Here is a 5704-nt window from a genome sequence, read left to right as displayed (position 1 = left end):
TGCATGGAGATTCCCCCGCTTCCTTGAAACGACCTCGACCAGTATCGCCCGTGAGCCGAGCTCGAGGAGCCCCCGCGGGCCGACCGGACACCCCCCAGGGAGTGTCTTGCCGATCACGCCGGGCTCGCGGGGTCCGGCCTGATCGGCAAGACACCCCCTAGGGCCTCAGCCCACCCAGCAGCGCGTCACGGTGTCGTCCTCGACCTGGAAGTTGATCCGGCCGTGGCGGAACTCCATGGTCAGGAACGTGCCCGGGGGAACCGCCCGGACCGTGTCCCAGCCACGGGTCCTGGCCTGCCGCTCGGCGGCGTCGGCGGCGAGGCCGACGTACGAGTCGGTGGCGTCGTCCGGCTGTGCTGGAGGGGTCGGTAGAGATGCCATGCCCTCACCGTAGGCGGCCCCGGACCGTGACGGAAGGCGGGGCCGGCCGGGCGTGCCGCTGCATCTCCACATGCCGTGGCGGTCACGCTTGTGTCACAGGATCCCCACACGCGTATACGCGGCCCTATTCACCCGAACGGACTGGAAGGATGCCTCGGCGCGCAATAGCCGAACCCCCCGTTCACCGGTACGAGCAGGGTGCCGACGGCCTTCCGAAATCATGGGGTGACCTGCTTCTTTTACCATCGGATCGGGGTGTCGCCGCAATGGCCGCGACACCGGGAATTCCCGCCCCCTTAAACCGCTCTTTCCTTTCCTCACCGCCCATCTCTCCCGCCCCGCCCGCCGCTCGGAGTCTCACGGCCCGTCGAGCGCCCGCGTGAGCCGGTCCTGCGCCTGACGCATCACCTCGGTGAGCTCGGGAGGCTCGACGACCTCGAAATCGATCCCCATCATCAGCACGTGGATCACGAGCACGGTGAGGTCCGGCGCCCCGGCGGTCAGCCGGCAGGTGTCCGCGTCCACGGCTTCCAGGACCCCGGCGGACGGCGAGACCCGCTGAGCGGCCTCCGCCAGCGGGGCCTTCAGCAGGATCACGGCCCGGGCCGCGTAGGCGGAGACGGCGACGCCCTGCGAGACGTACGCCGCCAGATCCTCCGCGGGCGGGGTGCGCGGGGTGAACCGGGGGCCGTGCGGTGGGGTGGGGGTGATCCGGTCGGCCCGGAAGGTGCGCCAGTCGGCCCGGTCCAGGTCCCAGGCCACCAGATACCAGCGGCGCTCGGTGCAGACGAGACGGTGCGGTTCGACCGTACGGCGGGAGGACTCCCCGCCATGGGTCCGGTAGGCGAACCGGAGCCGCTCGGCGTCCCGGCAGGCTGCGGCCAGGTCGGTGAGCACGCCGGGGTCGACCGCGGCGGCGTCCGGGCCGCGCAGCATCGGCACGGTGAACGCGCCGAGCGCGCCCACCCTGCGGCGCAGCCGGTTCGGCAGCACCTGTTCGAGCTTGGCCAGCGCGCGTACGGAGGACTCGCCGATGCCCTCGATGCCGTGCCCGGCGGCCGTGCGCAGGCCCACGGCGACCGCGACGGCCTCCTCGTCGTCCAGCAGCAGCGGCGGCAGGTCAGCGCCCGCCCCGAGCTGGTAGCCCCCGCCCGTGCCCCGGCTGGCGTTCACCGGATAGCCCAGCTCGCGCAGCTTGTCGACGTCCCGGCGGACGGTGCGCGGGGTGACGCCGAGCCGGTCGGCCAGGTCGGCGCCGGACCAGTCGCGGTGGGCCTGCAGCAGGGAAAGCAGGCGCAGCAGTCGTGCCGAGGTCTCCAACATACGGGTGAGTCTGCCAGGGGTTGCGGACAGCACTCGTCCGCAACCCCGCTCCCCAGCGGCTCAGCGGTCCGCGGGCGCCAGCCGGACGCAGAGGTCGTTGTCGGCGGTGTAGCAGGGAGTGGCGAGCACCCCGTCGGCGGCCGGGCGGGCCGGGTAGACGAAGGACGTGTTCCGGGACCAGACGTCGTCGAGGATGCGCGAGATCCTGACCCCGCGGACTCCCTCGGCCGGGACCAGCCACAGCTGCCAGAGCTGCTCCTCGCGCACCGGCCCGGTGACCAGCTCGGTGAAGAGCAGCGTGAAGACGAAGGCGCCGGACGGCCCGTCCGGGGCGGCGAGCGGGAAGCGGTGCACCCGCGTCGGCTCGCCCGGGAGCCGGGCCTCCACCACCGCCCCCTCCCCCGCCTCGACGCCGTACAGCACACCCTCGGCCGTCATGCCCGACGGGCCGGGGACGACGGCTCCCGCCTCGGCGTGCGGGGCGCGGACCCAGCAGCGCACGGCGAGCCGGCCGTCGAGGGTCGGGTAGGGGATCCGGGCGCTGACGCTCGTGGCCCCGGTGTCCGGGCAGCGGTCGACGAGGGCGCGCAGGTCCCGCAGCCCCGGTTCGACGACCGTCTCGGCAGGCTCGGAGCCGGGCTCCTCGACGTACGCGTCCCAACGGCCCTCGGGCAGTTCGGTGGCGGCCGGGAGCACCGCCCGCAGCCGCCCGGACCCCGACCTGCTGAGCGGTATCCGCACCGTGCCGCCGGGCTTGCGGCCCGCCGCGCCACGGCGGCGCAGGAGCAGCACGGACGCGGGGGCCGGGGCCGGGTCGGGCAGGTCGGTCAGGTCGGTCAGGTCGAAGGTGAGCGTTCCGGCGCGGTCGGCGGCGCAGTCGGCCCGTACGGCGGTGGAACTCATGTGGTCCTCCCCTTGCGGAGCACGTCGGCGGCCTTGTAACGCAGGGCGTAGGCCCCGTCGAGGACGCTGCCCCGGGTGCGGTGCAGCGCGGTGCGCAGGGCGCCGGGCCCGTGCCCCTGGGCGCCGCGCGCGACGAGTTCGGCGAACAGGCTCTCGTGGCGCTCGGCGATCCGCGCCGGGTCGAAGCGGGCCGAGGCGCTGAGCGCGGCCGCGCCCATCCGGTTGCGCAGGTCGTCGTCCTCGATCAGCTGGAGCAGCGCGGCGGCGATCGCGTCCTGGTCGCCGACGGGCACCAGGCGGCCGTCGACGCCGTCCTCGACGATCTCGGCCGGTCCGTGCGGGCAGTCGGTGGCGACGACGGGCAGCCCGCCGCGCATCGCCTCGACGATCGTCATGCCGAAGGACTCGCGGTCCGAAGTGACGGCGGCGATCGACCCCTTGGGCCACTCGGCCTCCATCGGGTTGGCCGAGCCCATCAGGAACACGTGGTTGTGCAGGCCGAGCTCGTCGACGAGGGCGCGCAGCGCGGCCTGTTCGTTGCCGGTCGCGTCCCCGCCGCCGTAGATGCGCAGCCGCCAGTCGGGGCGGGCCGCGGACACCTGGGCGAAGGCCCGCACCAGGAGGTCGTAGCGCTTGACCCGGTGCAGCCGGCCCGCCGCGACGACCCACTTCAGGTCGCCGCCCGCGGGCGGACAGCCGGGCTCGGGAACGGCGTTGGGGATGGCCTCGATCCGCACGCCCGGCAGCTTCAGCCGGGCGCGGTAGTCGTCCGCGTCGGCGCGGGTGACGGTGGTGAGCGCGTCGAGCAGCGTGTAGCGGTGGGCGATCTCGCGGCGCAGCCGGTAGTTGTGGCTGTCGAGCGTCAGGTGCTCCTGGCCGACGCGCACCGGTCCGCGGCGGGTCTGCCGGCTGAGGTGGACGTTGAGTCCGGGGCGGGTGCCGACGACGACGTCCGCCTCGATCCCCTGGAGATGGGCGGCGATCCGGGCGTCGGTGAGCCGGCTGTACTGCTTGTGCCTGCTGTCGCCGCGCGGGAACACGGCGGCGGGCCGGGCGTGTTCGGCGTCCTCGCCGTCGTAGGTCGCACTCTTCTTCCGCAGGTCGACGAGGTGGCGCAGCGTCACGCCCTCGGGTGCGCCGAGGACGGGGGCGTCACGGTGCCGGAAGACGGACACGATCTCGACGTCGTGCTGCTCCGCGAGCGTACGGGCGAGCGTGAACGTCGTCCGGATCGTTCCTCCGATTCCGTAGGCATTGTGCAGAAGAAAAGAAATATGCATGGTGTCGCTGTTTCCCCTGTCGACCTGACCTTGTCAAGACTGTACGTCCCGGCGGATTTCCGTCCGAAATACGCCGGGAAATCCCGGAGCGTCCGCGACATCGCGCACGGAATCCTCGGTTCCGTCACCGCACCGCCGCTGACCTGCGGGTTCCGGAGGTTGTTCATCCGTTTGACCGCGGGCCCGGAAGTGACCGGACCGCGTCCGCAGGCCCGCCGGTGCGCTAAACCGGCGTCTACCCGCCACCCGTTCGCCAACGCTTTCCTTCGAGCTTGACGTAGGAAAATGCCGGGTGGTTGCCTCCGCCCCGGGAAAATTTCCGGACGGGACGCGAGAGGATTGCGCCGGCCGGGCGACGGCCGTACGCCGGCCGTGCCGAAGTCGTACGTCGACTGCTCGACGTACCGATGTGTCGACCTCGCCGCACTTCCGTCCGCCCCGGTGCGTGACCCCGGCCACGGATCCCGCGTTGTCTCTTCATGAGCCGGGAACCACCCGGCCCACGCACCGAGTTCGAGGAGCCCCCGTGCCGCGCATGCTCGACGTCAGTCAGGACGTACGCGCCGAGATCGGCGACGACGAGGCCGACCGGCTGCTCGTCGGCGACAACGCCCCGGGCAGTTACGACTGCACCTCCTGCCGGACCCCCGGCGACTCCGACCAGGAACGCACCAGCACGGTCCTGTTCATCGGCGACGAGACCGCCGTCCTCGCGTTCGCCCACGCGACGTGCATCCCCTCGCAGGTCGTCAAGGTCGCGGAGGACCAGCTCCAGGGCGCGGTGCGCAGCATCACCGGCAGCGAGCAGAAGAACACGGAGGGGCTCATGCCCGAACAGGCCGTCCTCGGCATCACCAGCGGACTCGTCCTCATCGAGGACGATCTGCGCCCGGCCCTGGTCGTCGAACCGACCGGCCCGGTCGCCCGGCCCGGCACGGACGGCAGCGGGGGCGACGAGTTCCTCCAGCTCCTGCTGGAGCAGGGCTTCCGCCCGGCCCCCGACATGAACCGGCTGCCGGAGGTCCTTCCGGGCTGGTCCGTACTGCTGGCGGTGGGCCAGCTGCACGCCGTGCTGCAGCCGAGCGCCGGCGGCGGCAACCCGGTCGCCTGGTGGCAGGCGCACCAGCCGCTCCAGGTGACCGAAGGCTGGCGGGCCGCGGTCAACAAGTCGCAGACGGTCCTCGTCTTCGCCGCCCCGACCGGCACCATCGGCCAGCAGCCGCGCGAGGACCTGCTCCGGGACGCGCTGGAGAAGGCCGCGGTCAACGGGCTGCTGGTCGCCGCGTCCATGCCGCTGGCCGGGACCTGAGCATGTCCGCCCGGCTCGGGGGCCCCCGCCGAACAGCGATTTCTCCGGTGGGGCCGCATCCCACGGACGGTGAGGTCGTTGGCACCTACGTGCACTCATACGACTCCTCCCGCCAGCATCAGAGTCAGATTCCTGCCATGCGTCCTTCGCAGGATCCGTTGGGGGGCATGTCCCCCACCCCGATCTACGACGCGCTGTACTCCGAGTACCGGCGCTCGTTCCGGGCGTTGCCGGGCGACCGGAGCGGCGAGGAGAATCTCGGCTTCGCGGCCTTCGGCGCCGGCCTCTTCGCCTCCAGGACCCCGATGAGCGGTCACCCCGCACACTCCGGCCACAGCGGGCACCACGGCCAGAGCGGGAGCAGCGGGCAGGGCCAGCACACCGGCAGCCTCGGCTCCTGGCAGCGGGTCGGGCGGCATGCGGGGCGGCCCCGGCCCGCGGCGCTGCCGCCGGGGTCACGGGACTCCTGAGGCCGTACGAGGAAGCCCCGGACCGCTCGCGCCAGAGG

At 72.8% G+C, this 5704-nt stretch carries 6 protein-coding genes; 2 read left to right on the top strand and 4 right to left on the bottom strand.

Going from position 1 to position 5704, the window contains the following annotated elements:
• Positions 1-165: 165 nt before the first annotated feature.
• The 4 genes from ACFWM7_RS32965 to ACFWM7_RS32950 all read right to left on the bottom strand — a co-directional run bounded on the left by ACFWM7_RS32965 (position 166) and on the right by ACFWM7_RS32950 (position 3887).
• The gene (locus ACFWM7_RS32965) at positions 166-381 is read right to left on the bottom strand and encodes an I78 family peptidase inhibitor (RefSeq protein WP_383267829.1); all 216 of its coding nucleotides are present in this window, start codon (positions 379-381) and stop codon (positions 166-168) included.
• A 357-nt stretch (positions 382-738) separates the two neighbouring features.
• The gene (locus tag ACFWM7_RS32960) at positions 739-1704 is read right to left on the bottom strand and encodes a helix-turn-helix transcriptional regulator (protein WP_383267827.1); all 966 of its coding nucleotides are present in this window, start codon (positions 1702-1704) and stop codon (positions 739-741) included.
• A 60-nt stretch (positions 1705-1764) separates the two neighbouring features.
• On the bottom strand, positions 1765-2607 hold the full coding sequence (locus tag ACFWM7_RS32955) for a transferase (RefSeq protein ID WP_383267824.1): 843 nt from the start codon (positions 2605-2607) through the stop codon (positions 1765-1767).
• Positions 2604-3887, bottom strand: coding sequence for a glycosyltransferase family 4 protein (locus ACFWM7_RS32950; RefSeq protein WP_383267821.1), 1284 nt, complete (start codon positions 3885-3887; stop codon positions 2604-2606). Before ACFWM7_RS32950 ends, ACFWM7_RS32955 begins: the two co-directional genes overlap by 4 nt.
• A 526-nt stretch (positions 3888-4413) precedes the next feature.
• Here ACFWM7_RS32950 and ACFWM7_RS32945 point away from each other — a divergent pair.
• Positions 4414-5196 (top strand): hypothetical protein, encoded by a 783-nt coding sequence (locus ACFWM7_RS32945; RefSeq protein ID WP_383267818.1) that lies wholly within the window; start codon positions 4414-4416, stop codon positions 5194-5196.
• Positions 5197-5333: 137 nt separating this feature from the next.
• Positions 5334-5666 carry a hypothetical protein gene (locus ACFWM7_RS32940; RefSeq protein ID WP_383267815.1) on the top strand — a complete coding sequence of 111 codons (333 nt, stop codon included), beginning with the start codon at positions 5334-5336 and terminating at the stop codon, positions 5664-5666.
• The last annotated feature ends 38 nt before the right edge of the window (positions 5667-5704 follow it).

The organism is Streptomyces sp. NPDC058375 (assembly GCF_042723425.1).
GTDB lineage: Bacteria > Actinomycetota > Actinomycetes > Streptomycetales > Streptomycetaceae > Streptomyces > Streptomyces durocortorensis.
The sequence above is the reverse complement of the archived record's forward strand: the minus strand, read 5'-3'. Positions and strand labels throughout refer to the sequence as shown.

What these genes read in the sequence shown, in the direction of transcription:
- ACFWM7_RS32965 (WP_383267829.1), bottom strand. Translation starts at nt 381, where the DNA reads ATGGCATCTCTACCGACCCCTCCAGCACAGCCGGACGACGCCACCGAC.
- ACFWM7_RS32960 (WP_383267827.1), bottom strand. Translation starts at nt 1,704, where the DNA reads ATGTTGGAGACCTCGGCACGACTGCTGCGCCTGCTTTCCCTGCTGCAG.
- ACFWM7_RS32955 (WP_383267824.1), bottom strand. Translation starts at nt 2,607, where the DNA reads ATGAGTTCCACCGCCGTACGGGCCGACTGCGCCGCCGACCGCGCCGGA.
- ACFWM7_RS32950 (WP_383267821.1), bottom strand. Translation starts at nt 3,887, where the DNA reads ATGCATATTTCTTTTCTTCTGCACAATGCCTACGGAATCGGAGGAACG.
- ACFWM7_RS32940 (WP_383267815.1), top strand. Translation starts at nt 5,334, where the DNA reads ATGCGTCCTTCGCAGGATCCGTTGGGGGGCATGTCCCCCACCCCGATC.